Genomic DNA, 898 nt, shown 5'->3' with positions numbered 1-898 from the left:
CGGCCCCGGCCCCGGCGCCGCCCCCGTGGTGGCGGCCATTGCCCGCGACATGGGCATCCTCACCGTCGGCGTGGTCACCAGGCCTTTCAACTTTGAAGGCAAAAAACGCCAGCAGCACGCCCTCTCCGGCATCGACGAACTCTCCCAGTATGTGGACTCGCTGGTCATCATCCCCAACGAGAAGCTATTGTCCGTCCTCGGCAAGAACATCAGCCTCAAGGACGCCTATCAGGCCGCCGACAACATCCTCCTCGGCGCCGTGCAGGGCATCTCCGAACTGGTCACCCGCCCCGGCCTGATGAACCTCGACTTTGCCGACGTCCGCACCATCATGTCCGGCATGGGCCTGGCGATGATGGGTGCCGCCAGCGGTCGCGGCGAAAACCGCGCCAAGGACGCCGCCACCCGTGCTGCTTCCAGCCCGCTGCTGGACGACATCAACCTCGCGGGTGCCCGCGGCATTCTGGTCAACATCACCGCCGGCATGGACCTGACTTTGGGCGAGTTTGAAGAAGTCGGCGAACTGATCCGTGGTTATGCGGCAGATGACGCCAACGTCAAGGTCGGTACGGTGTTGGATCCGGAACTGGAAGGTGAACTGCGGGTTACGGTGGTCGCTACTGGATTACAAAGGGAACCCGTGCGTCTGGCGGTCGAAAATATTCGTACCCGCCCGGCTGCGACCCCGGCCACTGCCGCAGACTGGCGCAATCTCGACAAGCCCACCGGTATGCGTCAGGCCGAACGCTCCGCCGCCTCGGTTGCCCCCGCCCGCGGCGGCAATAACACCCCGAACTACGCCGATCTGGACATCCCCGCCTTCTTGCGCCGCCAGGCGGACTAAGGCCGGTAAACCGGGTCAGCGCAATAACGGCGCTTGACCTGGACGGCAGCGTTC

General features: G+C 64.7%; 1 protein-coding gene. It reads left to right on the top strand.

Annotated features, from left to right (window positions below; translation table 11 throughout):
• Positions 1–844 (top strand): cell division protein FtsZ (locus tag Q0C48_RS09130; protein ID WP_291523623.1); only part of this gene is annotated, 844 nt, incomplete at its 5' end.
• Positions 845–898: the final 54 nt, after the last annotated feature.

The organism is Acidithiobacillus sp., from assembly GCF_023255755.1.
In the GTDB taxonomy this organism is placed as follows: Bacteria; Pseudomonadota; Gammaproteobacteria; order Acidithiobacillales; family Acidithiobacillaceae; genus Acidithiobacillus.
This window is presented reverse-complemented; position numbering and strand designations above follow the sequence as displayed.